Origin of the sequence: Chitinophaga terrae (ex Kim and Jung 2007), assembly GCF_900107795.1 — a bacterium.
GTDB lineage: Bacteria > Bacteroidota > Bacteroidia > Chitinophagales > Chitinophagaceae > Chitinophaga > Chitinophaga terrae.
In genome coordinates, this window is sequence record NZ_FNRL01000023.1 from 89,410 (window position 1) to 109,348 (window position 19,939).

Below are 19,939 nucleotides of genomic sequence, written 5' to 3' on the forward strand. Positions count from 1 at the left end.
TAGATTTTAGTGCTACAAATATTGAATTATTTCCCGGAATTTTTATGAGTTGCTATATTAAATCAAAAAGGGCCGGCCATTGCCTGGCCGACCCTTCAATATGTTGCTGGTAGAATTATTTTTTACTTAACGAAGTCAGGTACTGTTCCAAAGCGGCAACCATAGATGGCGCCTGCGGTTGGGGAGCTTTTACATCCAGTCGTAATCCGGCTTCTTCAACAGCGGCTGAAGTGGTAGGACCAAATGCGCCTATATGCGTTCCGTTCTGTACAAAACCAGGTACGTTTTCAAATAACGATTTTACGCCGGAAGGGCTGAAGAACACGATCATATCATAGTTGGTAGCAGCCAATACTTCCTTTACGTCCGTAGATACTGTTTTATAGAGGGTAACAGTAGCGTACTCACATTTGTTGGCCTTCAACCATTCCTCGATATCTTTTTTCTGGCTGTCAGAACTTGGGAAGAGGAACTTCTCGTTGTCTTTGTGTTTATTCATTACCTCCAGTACGCCTTTGGTAGAACCGTCCGCACCAAAGAATACCTTACGTTTGCGGTAAAGGATGAACTTTTGAAGATACAACGCAACAGCTTCTGTGATACAAAAGTATTTGCAATCCTGCGACACTTTAATCTTCATTTCTTCGCAAATCCTGAAAAAGTGATCTACCGCGTTACGGCTGGTAAAAATTACGGCCGTATAACTAAGGATGTCGATTTTCTGTTTTCTGAACTCCTTAGCTGGCAAACCCTCTACCTTGATAAAGGGGAAAAAATCCAATTTCACATTGAATTTCTTCGCCAAATCATAGTAGGGCGATTTTTCTGTTTCTGGCTTTGGTTGAGAAATAAGGATTGACTGAATTTGTTTACCTTGCAAATCTTTTTTTGGCCCGCCTTTTATCATACGTTTTTTGCTCTTGTGTTAACAATAGGCGATAATCAGGGATTACCAGTTAACCAGATATTCTGTAGCACCTTGATCAGAATCAAAACCGGCGCTACTTCGAATGCGCAAAGGTAAAGAAAAAAATGCAATTTACTGAAGGATAGATACTGTTTAACTAAGGAATATGATCTAATATACCTGTACACAACCAGTAACACAATAAAAAATATTGAAATATACAGGAAAGTATCCGCTATTGTTGGTTTACAGAAGGCCAATATCACCAGGAAAGGCACTAATAATATACCCAATACCTTGTTGATCAGGTATAAAATAAAGACATACGCATCTGCCAGCTCCGAGTTGCCGAATAACCACCCGCAAAAACGCAGCACAATAAATTTCGCTCCATAGATCAATCCTACCATCATGATCAACCCCGGTATCAGCAGCCATGGTTCCGCCTGCGGGAAGATCTGCATCCTGAAAAGCACCAGGTAGAGGTAAACGCCAAGGGCAATGACAAAAAAGGCATTCATCAGGAAGTTAGGGAAGGGGGCCTGCGACAGCTGGTCTTTCAACTGGCGCTGGCTCAGCGTAGGATTCAGGAATGCCCTGAAAAGATCTGCAAAGTATTTACGGTATGATAAACGGATAATGCTCAATAACAACAAGACTCCCGACATCAGGTATATCAGCCAGTCAAGGTCTTTATACTGCCTTACAGGATTGGTATCAACAAACCTGGGCCTGCCGGGTTTCAGGAAATCATTTTTCTGCGCGAGCTCTTTCAGGTAGATCTCATAAGGAGTGGGAGGCAGCACTTTTGGAGGCGCTGCAACCGCCAGGCTATCTGCCTTCAGTTTAACTGTGTCTTTTGCGAGGGCTGCCGAATCAACCTTGTGTATAACCGTACGGGTACTGTCTTTCTTCACTGCGGGTTTACGGATCACCCGACGGGCGGTATCGGTTCCCGTACGTTGAGGTGCGGGATTTTGTTGCACAACCCTGGAGCTTTCAGGTTTAACAGAATCAGCATTTTGCGCCTGTAAAGGCCAATAAACAAGAATAAAAAATAGCGACAATAACCAGTTTCGCACCAGGAAAATATTTTGCAATGACTTTATAATCGGTTTTTCACAAATATCAATCTCCCTCAACTTTGGGAATACAGCAGCAATTAACACCGTCCTGCTCACAAAACAAAACTGCAACGTAAATTTGATGCCACAAAGATATTAAAATAGTCCATAGTTGACCGGTAACAGGTCACCGTAAACGAGGTTTCAAGATACACATGTCCGGCATTTATTTACATATTCCTTTCTGCAAACAGGCTTGCTACTACTGCAATTTCCATTTTTCCACTTCCAGGCAGCACCAGGAGGAAATGGTGAATTGCATCCTGCAGGAGATGGAATACCAGCGGCAATACCTGGCCGGCGAAACTGTTGAAACCATTTATTTCGGCGGTGGAACGCCCAGTTTACTGAGCGAAACGCAACTGGAAAAACTGCTTAACCGCCTGCATGCGCTATACCCTATAACGGCGGAAGCGGAGATCACGCTGGAAGCAAACCCTGATGACCTGTCGGCCGACCGGCTAAAATCACTCAAAGCAGCAGGCATCAATCGCCTGAGCATTGGCGTGCAGTCGTTCCGGGAAGAAGACCTGCGCTGGATGAACAGGGCTCACGACAGCCAACAAGCAATAAACTGCATTACACACGCACAGGAAGCGGGGTTTACGAATATAACCATCGACCTTATTTACGGTGGGCCAACCCTCAGTGATGAAGCCTGGGAGGCCAATGTAAAACGGGCAATCGCGTTGGGTATCCCACATTTATCCTGCTATGCACTGACAGTTGAACCCGGCACTGCACTGGATCATTTCATCGCCAAGAAAAAAATGGAACCCACAGATCCGGATAAAGCGGCCCTGCATTTCGAATTGCTGATGCAGTGGTTGAAAGAAGCGGGATACGAGCATTACGAGATCTCTAACTTTGCGCTTCCCGGCTGGCATTCAAGGCATAACAGCAGCTATTGGCAGGGAAAACATTACCTGGGCCTGGGACCTTCGGCCCATTCGTTCAATGGGCATTCCAGGCAATGGAATATTGCCAATAACGCCCTTTATATGAAAAGCATCCAGGCCGGAACAGTGCCGTTTGAAATAGAATCGCTTACCACCAGTATGCAGTTCAACGAGTATATAATGACCACTTTACGCACTTCGGCAGGTTGCAACCTGGAATGGGTAGCCGAGAAATTCGGTAAAGACAGGGTATTGCACCTGTTGGCTCATAGCCAGCCTTTTATAGCAGCGGGGAAAATGGAAAGGGCAGGAGAGGCATTAAGACTTACTACAGCAGGCCGGTTGTTTGCAGATGGAATAGCCGGGGAGTTGTTTATATAAAAAAAAGCTGACCAGTTAAACCGGTCAGCCTTTGTAATGTTGAAGAAAAAATAAATTACCAGCCAAGAACATAAGCGAAGATCAGCGGAGCTACGATGGTAGCATCTGATTCTACAATGAACTTAGGCGTGTGAATATCCAGTTTACCCCAGGTGATCTTTTCATTAGGCACTGCGCCTGAATAAGAACCATAAGAGGTAGTTGAGTCAGATATCTGGCAGAAGTAAGACCAGAAAGGAACATCGGTCCATTCCAGGTCCTGGTACATCATTGGCACAACGCAGATAGGGAAATCGCCTGCAATACCACCGCCTATCTGGAAGAATCCGACACCTTTACCTGAAGAGTTAGCGCGGTACCATTCAGACAGGAAGATCATGTATTCGATACCGGACTTCATAGTGCTGGTTTTCAGGTCGCCTTTAATGCAGTAAGAAGCAAAAATGTTACCCATTGTACTGTCTTCCCATCCGGGAACGATGATAGGAATATTTTTTTCTGCGGCGGCCAGCATCCAGCTGTTCTTCGGATCGATCTCGTAATTTTCTTTCATTACGCCGCTCAACAGCAGTTTGTACATGAATTCGTGCGGGAAGTAACGTTCACCTTTTTCATCGGCTTCTTTCCAGATCTTGTAGATGTGTTGCTGAATACGACGGAAAGCTTCTTCTTCAGGGATACAGGTATCTGTAACACGGTTGAAACCTTGTTCCAGCAGATCCCATTCTTCCTGCGGACTCAGATCGCGATAGTTAGGCACTCTTTTATAGTGAGTATGAGCCACCAAATTCATGATATCTTCTTCGAGGTTTGCACCTGTACAGGAAATGATATCAACTTTACCCTGACGGATCATTTCTGCGAAAGAAATGCCCAGTTCGGCCGTACTCATTGCACCGGCCAATGTCACCATCATTTTACCGCCTTCCAGCAGGTGTGTTTCATATCCTTTGGCAGCATCCACCAATGCAGCGGCATTGAAGTGGCGATAATGGTGCTGGATAAATTGAGAAACGGGTCCCTTGTTCATGTCATTTAATCATTTATACATTAACAGTCTGGCTAATAAAGCCTTAACAGTGGGCAAAGTTAAGATAAATTTGGAGGCGCCCAAGGTTATAAAAAAAGTGCCTGGGTAAAAACCGCAGGCACTATAATTTTTAACACTAACTAAAACTAAACTAAGCTTTCTTCATTTTTTTATTGGTACGAAGGGTTCCGTCTTCGTCGGCCTTTACTATGATCCAGGAATCTTTGTTTTCCAGGGTCAGGTAGTAAACGGTGTGTTCGTCGGCAGTATACTCAACTACGGAATAGATGGAGCAGTCGGAATACTTCCTGTTCAACCTGCTCAGCACATTCAGCGGCAGTTGTTCTCCTGACAGGTAACGGCTGGTAGCCATCAGGCTGCCGTCTTCGCGGTAAAAGGCAGTCACTTTATTATTATTTAAAGTGAACTTGGCCGTAAAGGTTTTATTATCATCTGTATACCATTTCACGTCTTTAGCGCCGGCAAAGGCGTCAGTGAACGAGGTAGAGATCTTTTTGCTTACGGTTGTTTCGTAAACGTTCGCAAAGAGCGAATTTGCATACAATAAGATGGATGCTCCCAGGATTGCAATTAGTTTTTTCATGGCGGAAAAAATTTATTGTGATTGTTTGTTTTACATTTTGATTACGACCCAAAGCTACATCGCAACTGGGGCGGATGGCAAGTGATACTTTACTGGTGGGTTTACATGATTAGTTGGGGTATCCGGTAATGGACGTCCGCCTGCCCAATACTGTACAGTAGCGGTTATAGACGCCCTCCTGTCTGTGTGTTGGTTCAACTTTGCCAATGTTGCATGAACGAAAGTTAAGATATTGTTAAACTGGATAGATTTTCAGGTGGTCTGTATAACTGGCCGGCTTTACCATGCACAGCGGCAACAACTTGATAACTACATACTTAGGTTAGAGACAAAAATAGTTAGGCTGAACCGCATAAATCCTTACCTTGCCCTGTATGAATTACCTGGCCCATGCATATTTATCGTTCGAGCAACCCGCACTGATCACCGGGAATATGATAGCTGATTTTGTGAAAGGCCAGTCCAGGCTTGCCGTTTACGATCCGGCGATCCAGGCCGGGATCCGGATCCACAGGGCTATCGATACGTTCACCGATCAGCATCCGTTAACGCTTCACGCCAAGCAGTATTTCAGGGCTTCAAGCGGGTTATATAGCGGCGTATTCGTTGACCTGGTTTATGACCATTTCCTGGCTACCGACCCCGAAAAATTCACGGCAGAAAGCCTGCATTCGTTTGCCCGTAACGTTTACAGCATCATCCGGAAGCAAGAAGAGGCGTTGCCTCCAGCATTTATGAAAATGTTCGGGTATATGGAAGAATATAACTGGTTATACGGCTATCACTATATCGAAGGGATCTTCAGGTCGATGAGGGGTTTGGTACAAAGGGCAAAATACCTGGAAACGGATGCCAATATCATCTATGCTGTATTCATGGAACACTACGAAAAATTAAAAGCCTGTTACCAGGAATTTTTCCCTGAATTACAGCAGTATGTGGAAGGGTTGATCCGGGAGGAAATCCGCCAATAGCTTGTTAAAAAGCCGGATCGGCACTTTTCAGATTGCTTAAAAAAGCTAGGTTTGCCCAGTCATTTTAATTAGAAAAACCTTTCCGGATGTTTAGAAAAATTCAATTGCTTGCCACCTTTGCCTGCCTGTTAAGTATTTGTGTAAATGCTCAAGACAAAAAACTGCCGCCTTTAGACGCCAGCCCGATGGATATGGCCTATTATCCTGTAATGTACCCGTATACGGTGAAAGTGAAAGGCGAACCGGGTACCCTGGTTGCAAGAGTTATTTACAGTCGCCCACAGACCAAGGGCAGGGATATTTTTGGGAACCTCGAAGAGTATGGCCAGATATGGCGTTTAGGCGCCAACGAGGCTACGGAGATAGAGTTCTTCAGACCTGTTATTATCGCCGGCAAAAACATTCCCAAAGGGAGATATACCATGTATGCGATCCCAACAGAAAAAACCTGGACTATCATCCTGAATAAGGATACTGATATCTGGGGAGCTTTTAAATATGATCAGAAGAAAGATGTTGTAAGGACAGCATTGCCGGTAATGGCGCTGGATACACCGGTAGAAGCATTTACAATGGTATTTGAGAAGGGAGATCCGGGCGCTAACCTGGTGATTGCCTGGGATAAAGTGAGTGTTAGTTTACCGATCAAATGGTCTGAGGGTGCAACAGCTAAGAAAAAGTAATAAAAAAGAAAAGCGGTAAGAATACCGCCTTAAGAATTTTAACCATATCCTATGAAAAACCTGGAACAAATTTAGTCCGATTGCGAGGTTAGAGGAAGAACGATTTGGTGAACGATATAAAAATGTTCGTAAGCGTCGGGATTTATACGATCATATTTTAATATTACAGGAAAATGGCAGATGACATCCAGGTTGTCTGCCATTTTTTTGTTTACAAAATGATGTTGGCTAAAGGTGTTGAAAACGGTATATTTGAAAACCGCCAAAACCGAATTAGCGATTTAAAATCATACAGATATGAAGCCAGGTACTAAATTCATACATGCCGGTGTAGCCCCAGATCCATCAACCGGCGCCATTATGACCCCTATATTCCAGACATCCACCTATGTGCAAGACGGGCCGGGTGTGCATAAAGGGTATGAATATGCCAGAACACAGAATCCAACCCGTGATGCCTTACAAAAAGCGCTGGCAGCTATTGAAAATGGCAGTCATGGTATCAGCTTTGGCAGCGGGATGGCTGCAACGGATGCAGTAATGAAATTATTGAAACCGGGAGATGAAGTACTGGCAACCAACGACTTATATGGCGGTTCTTACCGTATTTTCACCAAAATATATGAACCATTGGGTATCAGGTTTAAATTCATTGACATGTCGGACGCTGCAACTATTTCGCAGCACCTGAGTTCTCAGACCCGGATGATATGGATAGAAACGCCAACAAACCCCCTGTTAAAGATCATTGACATAGCCGCCTGCGCTGAAATAGCAGCGGCGCACAAGGCGTTGCTGGTTGTAGACAATACATTTGCCTCTCCTTATTTGCAAAACCCCTTAGACCTGGGTGCTGATATAGTGGTTCATTCGGCTACCAAATATCTTGGGGGGCATAGCGATGTAGTACATGGCGCAGTAATAGTGAAAGACGAGGCCCTTGCACAACAGTTGTATTTCATCCAGAACTCATGCGGGGCAGTGCCTGGGCCGCAGGATTGTTTCCTGGTATTGCGCGGCATCAAAACCCTTCATGTGAGGATGCAGCGGCATTGTGAAAACGGGGCCGCTATAGCGCAATTTCTCCGGAACCACTCCAAAGTGGATAAAGTATACTGGCCGGGGTTTGCCGATCATCCAAATCATGCAATCGCCGCCACCCAGATGCGCAATTTCGGAGGCATGATCTCTTTTACCCTGAAAGACGATCGCCTGGAAGCTGCCAACCGGGTACTTAGCAACACTCACCTGTTTTCGCTGGCCGAATCGCTGGGCGGGGTAGAGTCGCTGATCGGGCACCCGGCCAGCATGACGCATGCCTCTATACCCAGGGAAGAAAGGCTCCGGAACGGCTTAGCCGATTCTTTGATCCGCCTGAGCGTGGGGATCGAAGATGCAGACGACCTGATTGACGATCTTGATAAGGCTATAGAATAACTATCGGTTCAAAATCCGTTCGAAGAATTTTCATTCCAATTTTTATCTGTAAAAATTATCTTTACCAACGCGTACCTTTTTGCCCTAACCATATCCCGGGGGTTTCCAGGGCTATCGTTACCGATAGTGTTAGAAATACCTTGCCGATACAGTAAGTTATAATATGAAGATCCAGCTATTACAGGAGTTCTTAAATGCCAAAGCCGACTATTACGATAATCCGGATTTTATTGCAGATGATCCTATCAGTATCCCTCACCGGTTCAGCCAACTGCAGGACATTGAAATAGCCGGTCTGTTCGCGGCAGTACTCGCGTGGGGAAACCGCACCAGCATCATCAACAAATGTACTTCGCTGCTAAAAATGATGGATAATGCGCCTTACGACTTTATCCGCAACCATCAGCCGAGAGACAGGATGAAGCTGATGTCGTTCGCCCATCGAACCTTTAACGGGCTTGATCTGCTGTATTTTGTCGAGTTCCTTCAACATTACTATTCCAATGTAACATCGTTGGAATTTGCATTCAGCGGGCATATCAGCGCCCAGGACGAGAATGTAGAAAATGCGCTGATAGGCTTCAGAAAAGTCTTCTTTGCATTGGAACACCCGGAAAGAACAGAAAAACACATTGCCACTCCTGCTAAGAATTCGGCCTGTAAACGACTGAATATGTATTTACGCTGGATGGTAAGAAAGGACGAAAATGGCGTAGATTTTGGACTATGGAACTACATATCTCCATCACAGTTAGTATGTCCTGTAGACATACATGTAAGCAGGGTTGCTGCCCGCCTGGGACTTATCCCGGAAGCAAAATCCGACTGGAAAACAGCAGTAGCGCTTACACATGAACTGAAGAAACTGGACCCGGACGACCCGGCGAAATATGATTTTGCGTTGTTCGGCCTGGGAGTGATTGAAAAGTATGTTTGATAAATAAAATAGTAATGAAAAGAATTTTTGGCCTTCTCACTTTCCTTTTTGCTTTTTCTATTGCCAATGCGCAGCAAGGCGGCGCATACCTGGACCTGAGCTATACCTTCCATAAAGGCGAAGTATTTGAACTGGAGCAGAAAAGCAGAACTGAAACCTATGTTACCGTAGATGGGGTTGTACAACGTACTACAAGAGACTACAACAACCTGATCTCTATTGAGGTCACCAATATAGAACCGGGAAAAACTACGTTGACATTTAAATATAAAGACCTGAAATTCAATTTCAACGCAAAGAATAACAATATCTTCGTAGATGCCAAGGTAAGCAAACCTGATGAACCATTCCAGGGCGCACTGAAAGCTATCCTGGATCAGCCTTTCACAGTTGAAATACAAACCACCGGCATTATAAACAAAGTAGAAGGGTTAGACGCCCTGGTGGATAAAGCCGGCGAAACATTCAACACCCTGAAAAAAGACGAACAGGAAGCCTATAAGAAACTGATCAAAGACCAGTTCGGAACGGATGCCTTCCGCGGATGGCTGGAACAACTTTTTGTGATGTATCCTGCCCATGGTATTAAAACAGGTACCCAATGGGAAGAGAACGTACCTATGCGCGGCGACCTGGTTGGCCGGGTAGACCTTTACTGGACTTTGCAAACCTGGGACTCGCAGACCGCGAAGATCAACGGCACTGCAAAAATGAAAACAGATAAGATCCAGACTATATTCCTGGACGATAATGTTAAAGCAACAGCAGAGATCAGCGGCACCACCACTTCCAATTACCTGATCAATATCAGCAGCGGACTTCCTTCTATTTGCGTACAGAACAGCGAAATGGCCGGCGATTATACCTACATTGCCAAAAAGATAAAGAATAATAAGAAAGTACCTGCCAAGATCATTACCAATGCTTCTTACAAGATCAAACAAATGAAGTAATGACAACCTTACCCGTAAAATATCTCCGGGAAACTGCTGCGTGGGTGCAAGACGCCTTAGAAGTTCGTGTACCCGATAATGTGAGTACAGACCAGCTCCTGGAGATATTGGCCGAAAGGTTGGAATCATTGATCAGCAAAGATTTTCAGCAATTTGTTTACTTGCTGTACAGGATCGATGTTTCGGAAAAACGGGTAAAGCAATTATTGAATGAAGCGGCGTTGCTGGGCACAGATCCTTACAAACCGATTGCGAGTTTGATAGTAGAGCGACAGTTGCAGAAAATAATTTCGCGGGCGAGTTTCAGGCAGGAGGATTTGCCGGATGATGAGGAGAGGTGGTGATTCGTGAGTTGCTGGTTAATCTTACAATACCAACTCACTTTACGCTAACCACTTAAGAGACTATTACAAAAAGTGTGTCAGTTAAAAGTTAACTAACTTTAAACTGACAATATGGAAAAACAGAATTTCGATTTTGAGGCATTTAAGAAGCAGGCTGCTACCCGTTTGAAGAAGGGTGACACGCTGCTAGGTAAGGATGGGGTGCTTACTCCATTACTAAAAGAGTTCCTAGAAGGGGCTCTTGAGGATGAACTTGAAGCACATATAGAAGATGATATAGAGCCAATAGAAAGAACGGGAAGGGCCGTAAACAAGTAAAACCCCCGATAGGCACCGTTGATATCAATCCTCCCAGGGATCGTAATGGTACATTTGATGGAACAAACCTGTCTATAATTGGAATCAAACTCTTGGCCATTTATCTATTATCTTTGGTGACAGGCTCAAACTCAATCTTTAAACCACTGATACTTTATGTAATACTACCGATGCAGCCAAATTTAACCGTATCCAAGATAAAACAAACTATTGCAAAAAAATAAGGAAGTTATATGTGAGCTCGTCGATTCTTTTATCATCAATGGAAAAATTAAATTTACTGCAATAAATTCAACCTGTATGGCTCTTAAAAAATGTACGTTACCTTTTATAACTTTATTCATGATGGCAACCTTACCTTGCTGCTACTCCCCTAAAATATTTCTCTCAAAAGAAGAACAAAGATTCGCAGACTCTTTAGCTAACGTGTATTCCGCCGATGTTAATCTACAGCACGACTATAAAGCAATAAAAGAAAATAAAAAAAACGGTCAATTTTGGATAGAATTAAAAAACGCACAGCACCAAAATTTCTGTTCGGTAGACAGTCTTTTAATAAAAGAAATAGCGTCAAATATCGCCACACGCTTCTCTAAAATAATGAAGTACAAACCAAACTACAACTCAATCGAAATTGTATTTATCAAATCTGAATTTCCCGACAAACAAACGGAAAACACTATCTGTGAAAAACACGTCATTGTTAATACAAAGAATCCCAGTACCGCTCAAATAACTTACTGGCATTAATTACCTCATAACCTCTAAAGCTCTGCATATTTAAATAAAAGCAAAGCTTTAGGTTTAGTGAATAACATTCATTTTCTTCTATAAATTACACCGTCAGATGTTTCAATCCGCTGAAAATCTTTTGAATTAGCTACATCATTTAAGAGGGTCTGCAAATCATTAATAACAGTAGTGGAAACAGTCCCACCATGAGCTTCTCCAAGCCCCCCTTTGTCATACTGTAGTTCTCTCTTAATGCCCTTCAAAGGGAAATATTGAGCGATTGGATCTCTTAAATTATGAACTTGTATCCCTTTTCCGCTGCTTGTATGTTCAAACTCATCAGCTTCATCTGGCGATAAATATAAAACGGTACCTACTGTATTACCTTTCGTATCACCCCAAGCATTTTCAGATAAATAAGCTGCTATACCTGCGGCAAAGGCTCCCCCCTCACTATGAGAAACTATGTTGAATTGCTCGTCAGGATTCATTTTTGAAATCCATTCCTTGTAGTGTGCTTGTATGTCTTCCCTTTTTTAGAATGTTTAGTTTTAGTACAGCCGTATTATTCTCTACACTCATTTCTAAAGTGTCAATATTGCTGCTATTATTTTTCATAATCAAGTAGAGCTTCGATTTTACTTTAGGAGGGGTTGCGACAGTAATCCCAATTTCTTGATCTGTCCCCCTCAAGCGAATTAGGTTTCCTGAGGGATATTCATGTTCCTCAATTATGGCGTTTCTGCGTTCCCTTATAAAAATCAAAGGACTAAAAACAAAACCTTCTTCGCTAAGCAAATCGCCTTTCCTATTGTAATTTGAAATATAAAATGTTTTCCCTCCCCAATCTTTTACATAATATTTCTGAATAACATTTCCGTTAAAATAAAAGAGAACTTCTCCATACTGTTTGTCATTAATCCAATAACTGGCTGATTCTAGCGACCCACTTTCAGAATACCAAAAAGCTCTCCCATTTTGTTTGTTTTGGGAAAAATGCACTTTGGATATTTTTCTACCGATGCTGTCATACTGCTCCTCCCAGCCCTCCTTTCCACCATTTACATAAGGCACTTCACTTTTCAAGCTCCCATTCACGTAAAAAGATTTATATACCCCTATTCCCTTTGATGGATCTTTTAACGTCAAAATAGATTCAAGCTGTCCGTTTTCATAATAGCTAGTTATCGTCGCAGATGTATCATTCTCTTTTTCGACCGAGCCATTTTTTTGAATGCATCCAAATAAGCAAACCACTGGTATGAGGATTGTCCGTAAATAGTGTAATGTCTTATCTATAAACAATATCATCTATTATTTTTTAGGTAATGTAAAGATGACGAAATTTCCTCCTCCTTTCTGCCCGCATCTATCTGATAAAAGATCAAACAAACGCTTATTCGTATAATACTTCCCGGTAGTCTTATTTACAAAAACACCAAACCTGTCCATACACCATTCTTCTTTCAACTTATTCCGACAAATTACTATTGCTGCCCGTACATCAATAGCACGCGGTTTAACAGGCTTAAAATTTGGCAGCAGATCTTTTAGTATATCCGCCCCCGTTATATCGATCGTCTTCAATGATCCTGCAAATGCAGCTTTGAAATATTCGCAAGGCACATCCTCAACGGTTTCTGTTGCAAAATCTTCATATACCACGCTGAGTTTCGTAACCTTTACCTGGGCGCTGGCAGGCAAATAAAACAAAAGGATTAACGCTAAAAACAATTTTATGTTCATAGTGGAATATTAATGCAACCTTACAGGGATATGCACTTCTGTTAGCGTATTGACTTCTGTTCCGGAAACTTTCCTGATCCGGATATGACGCCTGGTATACTCCGAAAATAAGGAATGCAGTTTGCTTTTTTCTTCTTCTTTCAAAAATATCCGTTTGCCATCTTTCCAGGTTTGGAGGCTGGCAATTGTAAAACGTTCTGCCGATCCTTTTTTATTGATAAATACCGACAAAACTGCCAGACCGGTTACCTCCAGGTTACCGGGTAACTTAATAAAAGTAGTTTTAGTTGTAATAATGAAAGGGAAGGATACTTCGTTCTTCGTAGGGTTCTCCGTTACCACAGGAAGGGTATGGGAGGCTAGTAAACAATTTGAAAACATACATCTCTTTTCACTAAGATGCGGCAAAAAGGGATTTTCAATAATTGGGATATAAAAAAACCGGCTATTCAGCCGGTTTTTCCTAAAACATTAATTCCTTTACCTTTTCTTTATCTTCCTTCTCTTTTTTCAGATCGAAAAATGTTCCGAACACCCTATCCCAAATCGAAGAGCTTACACCGAAACCCTTGTCGTCACTTTTGTAGTGATGTAAATGGTGATTTCTCCATAAGGGCTTCATAAATGGGAAAGGAGGGTTCCAGGCATGGATAGCATAGTGCATGCTTCCGTACAGCAGGTAACCAAGCAAAAAGCCAGGGAAAAACATAAAAGTTATCTGGCGCAGAAAAATATACTGCGCTCCGAAAATAACAGATGCTAAGATCAGGCTTGGCACCGGTGGCATGAATAACCGCTGTTTGTCTCTCGGGTACTCATGGTGATTACCATGCATGACATAGATGAAACGGCGAACTTTTGGATTATCACTGGCAAAATGGAAAATAAACCTGTGCATAATGTACTCGAAGAACGACCAGAAAAACATGGCTCCAAAGAATACGGCGGCTACAGTTCCAACGCTGAATCCTAAAGTTGCATGGCTATAATACAACATATAGCCGATAATGGGCAAATACATACCCCAGATCACTAATGGATGCGTTTTCGTTAGCATCTCCAGATACTGGCTTTCAAATAATCTTGCCTGTCCTTTGTTCTTAATCTTTTCAAACTTCATAACTCCCAAAGTTTTGAGGTGCAGTTACGGGATATGAATAAAACCTTCCTAAATACCTTGCCGAAAACTCAAAATGTATTAAAATTTGAATATATCAGCCTTATTGACATGCAAAAATACGATGTTCATTCATTATTTCGCTCAATCAGGATATTTAGCCGGATTAATTCTCCCGGTAATGTATATTGAATGACCTGAGGTCAGGCCGGTACTTCCTTTTCCGTTGCAACTCATACTGGTATATGATCTCCCCAATCTCCCTGAAGAAAGGATACCCCTCTTCTTCATACTCATACTTGTTATCGTTTAAGATCCCATCCCGGTTCACATACACGGTACCCGTCAGCATGAATTCTATATTATGTTCAAAATCAACAATATAGGCAGCATCCGTCAGGAAACCGTACGACCAGCCAGCCATATTAAATACACGGATAGCAGGGGGAATGTTCTGCCGTCCCGACTTGAAAAAAAAGAACTTTGTAAAACTGTCATAGTATTCCGAAGTATCATACCTCGGCCACTTACTTTCTGACGGATAAGATGACATATACCCCCATAACAATCTCAAATCTTCTTTCGTTAATAAAAAACGGCTGGCTTTGGGTACCGATGTTGGAAATAGCACAGATTGCAGCATATGCTGCAGGTCTGTCAATGGAAAAATATTGTGCCTGGTGAAATCCATCGGCTTAAACACCAACTTCTCATCCTTATCCCAATACCCTTTCCCGATAAATATCTGCCGGCTGAAATCAAACGTTATCGTGTCTATCATCTCAGGCTGCTGATAGATCACCTGGCCGTTGCGCACAAACCTGATGGGATTGGTTACCCTGTTTTCCTCTTCCGTGAGCGGCATAAAACGCCGTATAATCCTCACATTGCGGTAACCCTTCTTCCAGAGTTCTTCATTTATAGCCTGCTGACCTACGAATTCGTATAGCCGGTTATAGGCATCATTGTCACTTACCAGGAATATTTTTTTGATATAGTGGGCAACCGATGGCAACCCGTTTTCGGCGGTGGTGTCTGTGTGCGCCTGCACCTGTTCCTTTCTTACGCTATCCGTTAGCATCGGAGTATCGAAATTCAGTCCCTGTATCCCCAATTTCCTTAGCTTCTCCAGGGCTAACAATGCCACCGGCAGTTTAACCGTACTGGCAGGGTTAAAATACAGCTGGTCATCCACTCCATAGTTATGATTGGTAAAGGAAGGCACATTATGCTTATCCCTGTCGATCTGGGTATAAATTATCTGGTATCTGAAAGAATCCGGGTGTTGCAGGATATGTTTCAGGCCGGGAGATGCTTTCTGCCATATCAGCTTAATTAGCAGGGAATCGGCGGACTGGCGGGCTACAGCTATCGACCTGCAGGCGAACATACAGATTATCAGAAAACAGTAACGCATACACGATGGTTCGTACTTATAAATATACCCATTTTCGGCGGATAGAAAGCATCTTCTATTGCCGCAATGATGTTATATTTGAGCCTTCATACAACCAGAACAACCAACAACCATGAAATTAGTAAGCTACTTAAGAGAAGAAACCGACCAACTGGCCATACTGGCAAATGGACTGCTCTACAATACACAAGACCTGCACCCCGATCTGCCCAATAATATGGGAATGTTCCTCATGATGTGGGAAGATGTAATAGAGATAGCCAAACAGGCCGACGCAATGCTGAAAGAAGGCAAACACCCCGGGGGTACAACCGGTATCCCGGTTGACTCGGTAGACCTCTTATCGCCGGTGCCTTTCCCTACTTCCTGCCGCGATGGATATGCATTCCGCCAGCATGTTGAAGCTGCCCGCCGCAACAGGAAAGTACCTATGATCCCGGAATTTGATCAATACCCGATCTTTTATTTCACCAACCATAACGCTATCCAGGGTCCCGGCGCCGTTTCATGCATGCCCGACCATTTCCAGAAACTGGATTTTGAACTGGAAGTAGCGATCGTGATCTGCAAAGCCGGCAGAAATATCACAGCGGCCGAAGCAGACGAATACATTGGCGGATACATGATCATGAACGATATGAGCGCACGCACCCTCCAAATGGAAGAAATGCTGCTCAACCTTGGCCCGGCCAAAGGTAAAGACTTCAGCACCGTTGTTGGCCCTATGCTGGTAACGCCGGATGAACTGGAAGCCTATAAGATCCCGGCGAAGCCAGGTCATACAGGCAATAATTACAACCTGAAAATGACCTGCAAAGTAAATGGCATCCAGGTAAGTGAAGGAAATATGGGAGATATGGACTGGACATTTGCTGAAATCGTTGAACGCTGCGCGTATGGCGCCAATATCCTGCCTGGCGATATTATCGGCAGCGGTACCGTAGGCACCGGTTGTTTCCTGGAACTCAACGGCACCGGCAAACTGAACGATCCGGAATATAAAGAACAATGGCTGCAGCCCGAAGATGTAGTGGAAATGGAAGTAACCGGCCTTGGTACCCTTACCAATATCATCAAACAGGAAGACAGCGACTTTTCTATCCTGGCTTTAAAGAAAAAATAGTATGCAGATAGATCCTTTAAGTATCAAAACCAGCGAGTTGCATGCTTACCTGCTGGGGGCGGTGGCTCCGCGGCCTATCTGTTTTGCCAGCACCATGAACGCCGAAGGTCAGCCTAACCTGTCGCCTTTCAGTTTCTTCAACGTTTTCGGCTCTAATCCCGCTACGCTGATATTTTCTCCTTCCCGCCGGGTAAGGGATAATACAGTGAAACATACCCTGGAAAATGTAATGGCTACCAGGGAAGTGGTGATCAATGTGGTGAACTACAACATGGTGCAGCAAGCTTCCCTGGCCAGTTGCGAATACCCTGCAGGCGTAAATGAATTTGAAAAATCGGGCTTCACTCCGGTGCCTTCCGAAAAGATCAAACCATTCAGGGTAAAGGAAAGCCCTGTGCAGATAGAATGTATCGTGAAAGAGATCATCGTAACCGGACAGGAAGGAGGCGCAGGCAACCTCGTGATCTGCGAACCGGTAATGCTGCATATCACCGAAACCATACTGGACGCCAACGGCAAAATAGATCCGCATAAAATAGACCTGGTAGCAAGAATGGGAGGCGATTATTATTGCCGCGCCTCCGGCAATGCCGTGTTTGAAGTAGCGAAACCCAATACCAAACTGGGGATCGGCGTAGATGCGCTGCCTGCAGCCATCCGGAACAGCAGCATCCTCACTGGTAATAACCTTGGCCAACTGGCCAACGTACATGAACTGCCATTCATTGATCCGGCATTTCATGACGATCACCTTAAAAACATCATCCAATATTATAGCGTCACGCCAGACGAAATGGAGAGGGAGTTGCACCTGTATGCCAAACAGTTGCTGGAGAGAGGAGATGTGCGGGCGGCGTGGCAGGTCCTCCTCGCGTAGGTTCACGCAAAGGGGCGGAAGGAGGCAAAGGGCGCAAAGGATTTTGGATTGAAGCGAGTTTTAAGAAATAAAGGAGCGAGTTTTAGTTTTAAGAAGAGGGAGTGAATTTTTAAGGAGGAGAGGAACGTATTTTAAAAAGCAAGACAACAAAATAAGAAAGCAAAGGGATTAAAAGATCATTGTATATAACACAATCTTTTAATCCCTTTGCTTTCTTATTTTCCTTGAAAAACTTTGCGCTCTTTGCCTCCTTAGCAACTTTGCGAGCCTACTTGGCTCCGAATACTTTCTTCAGCAAATCAGTAGTTCTGGCGGCAGGGTTAGTCCGGATTGCCGCTTCCTCTTTGCCTATCTGGTCGAACAGGGCGTTTACTGCCATGGTAGTTACATAGTCTTTGAGGTCAGGATTGGCTTTATTGAAAGTAGTAGGCAGTTTATTGTAGGTATTCACAATGTCGGTGTAATACCTGGTAGCTGCCGTACTGTCGAGCGTTTTCTGGATCACCGGAGCAAATGCTGCTTTCAGCTCGTCTGTTGTTTTACTTTTGAAGTAATCAGTAGCTGAAGTATTGCCACCTTTAACGAGGTTTAAAGCGTCTGTTAACGTCATTTTTTTAATAGCGTTAACGAAGATAGGAGCTGCATAACCTACCGCTTTCTCTGCAGAACGGTTGATCTGCAAAATAGCCTTATCTACCTGGCTGCCTAAGCCTATAGACCGCAGCGTGTTCTCTATTTTAACCGCATCCGGGGGAAGTAATACCTTGTAAATATCACTGCCAAAGAAGCCATTAGTTTTATTCAATTTGGAAATACCTGCGGAAACGCCTTTGGCCAATGCTTCTTTAATAGCGGAACCAGCGTCGGATTCAGTAATACCAGCCAGGGAAACAGTTCCGGATGAAGAAGAAGTGTCTTTGGCAGTAGTTGATTGTTCCAGCCTTTTACTCAATTTCTTTAAAAACTGGGCATGGCTTAATTGCGTCAGGAGTAAACATCCCAGCAATACCGATAATGAACGTCTAAGCATAGTATTATTATGAACTTTAATGTAAGTTCAAATGTAAAAATTATTCGCGTAAAGCCAACAATGGAATATGTGTCTGGTACGCCAGTTTGGATGTACGGCTTCTTTTAAAGAGCGTTTCAAACAATCCGTGTTTCTTTGGAATGGTGATGATCAGGTCGGCCCTGTTAGCATCCGCAAAATTCATGATGCCTTCCACTATTTCTTTATCGTCTACAAAATGAAATACAGGATTGTATTTTTCCAGGATAGTATCCAGCAGCAATGTTTCGTAAGGGGTATCTGAAGAGAAATTCTTATTGTTATGATCGATATTCAGCACATGCACTTCAGCGTTAAAGAGGTCGAGGAACCTGGTTAACTGGCTGATAGGCGTAGATTCTACGATCTTCTGCAGGTCAGTGGCAAACACTATTTTGCCAATTGGCCTGAACATGGCGCCTCCCGGCACTACCAATACCGGGTAAGAAGTGGTTTTTACCACGTCTATTGTATTTGATCCTACCAGCACTTCTTCGAGCTTCGTTCCGCCGGTAATTCCCATTACAATGATATCCACTTCCTCTGTTTTGCAAACATCTTCTATGGTTGCTGCAAGCAGGGTATTATCGGCTCTTGTCACCAATGTTATTTCCGGAGGCACAAGATCTTTAAGTTCATTCCGCATCTTTTCCAGTCCCTCCAGGCTGGCTTCCTTCAAATCGTCGGGGTTTACCATGGGAATCATTGTTGGCACATCCGGGATGGGAACAATGAGTTCATACGCATGGTATAAAACGATACGGGTAGCGCCATAGTTGGTAGCCAGGGAAATGGCATAAACAGCAGCATTGTATGCTGTATCTGAGAAATCGGTAGGTACCAGAATTGTTTTCATATATAAACTTTTAGATACGGTGACCAATAAACGATCCGCACTGGTATATATACGTTTCAGCGGTTCTTTTGTTGAATACCTAGCATTCTTCGTACCAAATCGAGTAGGAAGTGAGGGATTATTTCCCTCACTGTCCTCTCACACCACCGTACGTACCGGTCTGGTATACGGCGGTTTGTTAGAATAATTTAATCTGACTTTCTGTTTTCAGATAATAGCGTTCGTAAAATCCGACATAGCCTTCTTTCCTAAAGTATGCGTTGGTGAGGGTTCTGCATAGTATCGGACTACGAGCCGCACGGCTGTAACCTATACTCGTTTTGCTCCACATCCTTGCGTAATACTTTGATAAGCCAAGTTTTATAAGATTACGGTACCGGTTACGGATGGTTTTCCATTGCTTCCAGATACATATGCGCAGACGATTGTAGA

The 19,939-nt window shown here is 43.5% G+C and carries 21 protein-coding genes and 3 pseudogenes; 11 read left to right on the forward strand and 13 right to left on the reverse strand.

Features of this window, described 5'->3' with window-relative positions; all coding sequences use genetic code 11:
• Positions 1–115: 115 nt before the first annotated feature.
• Both BLV62_RS21045 and BLV62_RS21050 read right to left on the reverse strand, forming a co-directional pair.
• Positions 116–805 carry a uroporphyrinogen-III synthase gene (locus tag BLV62_RS21045; protein WP_258522443.1) on the reverse strand — a complete coding sequence of 230 codons (690 nt, stop codon included), beginning with the start codon at positions 803–805 and terminating at the stop codon, positions 116–118.
• A gap of 137 nt (positions 806–942) precedes the next feature.
• Positions 943–1,989 carry a DUF4271 domain-containing protein gene (locus BLV62_RS21050; protein ID WP_139170332.1) on the reverse strand — a complete coding sequence of 349 codons (1,047 nt, stop codon included), beginning with the start codon at positions 1,987–1,989 and terminating at the stop codon, positions 943–945.
• Positions 1,990–2,186: 197 nt separating this feature from the next.
• Here BLV62_RS21050 and hemW point away from each other — a divergent pair, with 197 nt between their 5' ends.
• The gene (gene hemW, locus BLV62_RS21055) at positions 2,187–3,311 is read left to right on the forward strand and encodes a radical SAM family heme chaperone HemW (protein ID WP_089764007.1); all 1,125 of its coding nucleotides are present in this window, start codon (positions 2,187–2,189) and stop codon (positions 3,309–3,311) included.
• Between the two features lie 55 nt (positions 3,312–3,366).
• Here hemW and BLV62_RS21060 read toward each other — a convergent pair whose 3' ends face one another.
• Together BLV62_RS21060 and BLV62_RS21065 are read right to left on the reverse strand one after the other, a co-directional pair.
• Complete coding sequence (locus BLV62_RS21060; RefSeq protein WP_089764008.1) at positions 3,367–4,341, reverse strand: deoxyhypusine synthase family protein; 975 nt, start codon at positions 4,339–4,341, stop codon at positions 3,367–3,369.
• A 151-nt stretch (positions 4,342–4,492) separates the two neighbouring features.
• Positions 4,493–4,945 carry a hypothetical protein gene (locus BLV62_RS21065; RefSeq protein WP_089764010.1) on the reverse strand — a complete coding sequence of 151 codons (453 nt, stop codon included), beginning with the start codon at positions 4,943–4,945 and terminating at the stop codon, positions 4,493–4,495.
• Positions 4,946–5,319: 374 nt separating this feature from the next.
• On the opposite strand from BLV62_RS21065, the gene BLV62_RS21070 reads away from it, so the two are divergent.
• The 8 genes and pseudogenes from BLV62_RS21070 (at position 5,320) to BLV62_RS21105 (ending at position 11,341) form a co-directional block, all read left to right on the forward strand.
• Positions 5,320–5,919, forward strand: a complete 600-nt coding sequence (locus BLV62_RS21070) for an acyl carrier protein phosphodiesterase (protein ID WP_089764012.1) — start codon at positions 5,320–5,322, stop codon at positions 5,917–5,919.
• A gap of 86 nt (positions 5,920–6,005) precedes the next feature.
• The gene (locus BLV62_RS21075; RefSeq protein ID WP_089764014.1) at positions 6,006–6,602 is read left to right on the forward strand and encodes a DUF2911 domain-containing protein; all 597 of its coding nucleotides are present in this window, start codon (positions 6,006–6,008) and stop codon (positions 6,600–6,602) included.
• Between the two features lie 297 nt (positions 6,603–6,899).
• The gene (locus BLV62_RS21080; protein ID WP_089764016.1) at positions 6,900–8,039 is read left to right on the forward strand and encodes a cystathionine gamma-synthase; all 1,140 of its coding nucleotides are present in this window, start codon (positions 6,900–6,902) and stop codon (positions 8,037–8,039) included.
• Between the two features lie 163 nt (positions 8,040–8,202).
• The gene (locus BLV62_RS21085) at positions 8,203–8,976 is read left to right on the forward strand and encodes a TIGR02757 family protein (RefSeq protein WP_089764018.1); all 774 of its coding nucleotides are present in this window, start codon (positions 8,203–8,205) and stop codon (positions 8,974–8,976) included.
• Positions 8,977–8,990: 14 nt separating this feature from the next.
• Positions 8,991–9,929: a DUF6263 family protein gene (locus tag BLV62_RS21090; RefSeq protein ID WP_139170334.1), complete on the forward strand. Its 939-nt coding sequence runs from the start codon at positions 8,991–8,993 to the stop codon at positions 9,927–9,929.
• Positions 9,929–10,273: a hypothetical protein gene (locus BLV62_RS21095; protein ID WP_089764021.1), complete on the forward strand. Its 345-nt coding sequence runs from the start codon at positions 9,929–9,931 to the stop codon at positions 10,271–10,273. The genes BLV62_RS21090 and BLV62_RS21095 overlap by 1 nt, the downstream gene beginning before the upstream one ends.
• 111 nt (positions 10,274–10,384) lie before the next feature.
• Positions 10,385–10,650 (forward strand): annotated as a pseudogene (locus tag BLV62_RS21100) (transposase); the annotation flags it as partial.
• Between the two features lie 241 nt (positions 10,651–10,891).
• Positions 10,892–11,341, forward strand: coding sequence for a hypothetical protein (locus BLV62_RS21105; protein ID WP_139170336.1), 450 nt, complete (start codon positions 10,892–10,894; stop codon positions 11,339–11,341).
• A 68-nt stretch (positions 11,342–11,409) separates the two neighbouring features.
• On the opposite strand, the gene BLV62_RS21110 is transcribed toward BLV62_RS21105, so the two are convergent.
• The 6 genes from BLV62_RS21110 to BLV62_RS21135 form a co-directional block, all read right to left on the reverse strand.
• A complete protein-coding gene (locus tag BLV62_RS21110) occupies positions 11,410–11,814 on the reverse strand; it encodes a hypothetical protein (RefSeq protein ID WP_089764027.1) in 405 nt (134 codons plus the stop codon).
• Positions 11,804–12,634 (reverse strand): toxin-antitoxin system YwqK family antitoxin, encoded by an 831-nt coding sequence (locus tag BLV62_RS21115; RefSeq protein ID WP_089764029.1) that lies wholly within the window; start codon positions 12,632–12,634, stop codon positions 11,804–11,806. Before BLV62_RS21115 ends, BLV62_RS21110 begins: the two co-directional genes overlap by 11 nt.
• Before the next feature lie 3 nt (positions 12,635–12,637).
• Complete coding sequence (locus BLV62_RS21120) at positions 12,638–13,069, reverse strand: hypothetical protein (RefSeq protein WP_089764031.1); 432 nt, start codon at positions 13,067–13,069, stop codon at positions 12,638–12,640.
• Positions 13,070–13,078: 9 nt separating this feature from the next.
• Entirely contained in the window at positions 13,079–13,450 is a 372-nt protein-coding gene (locus BLV62_RS21125; RefSeq protein ID WP_089764033.1) for a hypothetical protein, read from the reverse strand.
• 82 nt (positions 13,451–13,532) lie between these two features.
• Positions 13,533–14,189: a sterol desaturase family protein gene (locus tag BLV62_RS21130; protein ID WP_089764035.1), complete on the reverse strand. Its 657-nt coding sequence runs from the start codon at positions 14,187–14,189 to the stop codon at positions 13,533–13,535.
• Positions 14,190–14,352: 163 nt separating this feature from the next.
• Complete coding sequence (locus BLV62_RS21135) at positions 14,353–15,603, reverse strand: serine hydrolase (RefSeq protein WP_225889656.1); 1,251 nt, start codon at positions 15,601–15,603, stop codon at positions 14,353–14,355.
• Between the two features lie 112 nt (positions 15,604–15,715).
• Between BLV62_RS21135 and BLV62_RS21140 the strand changes: the two genes are divergently transcribed.
• Entirely contained in the window at positions 15,716–16,726 is a 1,011-nt protein-coding gene (locus BLV62_RS21140) for a fumarylacetoacetate hydrolase family protein (RefSeq protein WP_089764037.1), read from the forward strand.
• Positions 16,727–16,820: 94 nt separating this feature from the next.
• Positions 16,821–17,165, forward strand: a pseudogene (locus BLV62_RS29015) (flavin reductase family protein); the annotation flags it as partial.
• Between the two features lie 706 nt (positions 17,166–17,871).
• Here the strand turns inward: BLV62_RS29015 and BLV62_RS21150 are convergent.
• The 3 genes and pseudogenes from BLV62_RS21150 to BLV62_RS28640 form a co-directional block, all read right to left on the reverse strand.
• Positions 17,872–18,633 (reverse strand): DUF4197 domain-containing protein, encoded by a 762-nt coding sequence (locus tag BLV62_RS21150; RefSeq protein ID WP_089764041.1) that lies wholly within the window; start codon positions 18,631–18,633, stop codon positions 17,872–17,874.
• 40 nt (positions 18,634–18,673) lie between these two features.
• Positions 18,674–19,507, reverse strand: coding sequence for a universal stress protein (locus BLV62_RS21155; protein WP_168927936.1), 834 nt, complete (start codon positions 19,505–19,507; stop codon positions 18,674–18,676).
• Positions 19,508–19,685: 178 nt separating this feature from the next.
• A pseudogene (locus BLV62_RS28640) lies at positions 19,686–19,939 on the reverse strand (hypothetical protein); the annotation flags it as partial.